This is a genomic window from Vibrio fluminensis, assembly GCF_015278125.1.
GTDB classification, from domain to species: Bacteria; Pseudomonadota; Gammaproteobacteria; order Enterobacterales; family Vibrionaceae; genus Vibrio; species Vibrio fluminensis.
This window is the reverse complement of the sequence record NZ_JADILO010000101.1, coordinates 1-296: the sequence shown is the minus strand read 5'-3', so window position 1 is coordinate 296 and position 296 is coordinate 1. Positions and strand designations below refer to the sequence as shown.

General features: G+C 45.9%; 2 tRNA genes. Both read left to right on the top strand.

Annotated features, from left to right (window positions below):
- Window positions 1–51: 51 nt before the first annotated feature.
- Window positions 52–127, top strand: a tRNA-Asn gene (locus tag IRQ95_RS22140).
- 36 nt (window positions 128–163) lie between these two features.
- A tRNA-Thr gene (locus IRQ95_RS22135) sits at window positions 164–239 on the top strand.
- Window positions 240–296 lie beyond the last annotated feature (57 nt).

The following is a 296-nucleotide window of genomic DNA, read 5'->3' as shown; positions in this document are numbered from 1 at the left end:
CCGGTAGTCGGCACCACTTATTTAGTGTTCTAGTAACACAAACAGAATAGTTCCTCCTTAGCTCAGTTGGTAGAGCGACGGACTGTTAATCCGCAGGTCGCTGGTTCGAGCCCAGCAGGAGGAGCCACTTTAAATCGATGAGATTTAATCTTGTTGATGATGTGCCGACTTAGCTCAGTAGGTAGAGCAACTGACTTGTAATCAGTAGGTCACCAGTTCGATTCCGGTAGTCGGCACCACTTATTTAGTGTTCTAGTAACACAAACAGAATAGTTCCTCCTTAGCTCAGTTGGTAG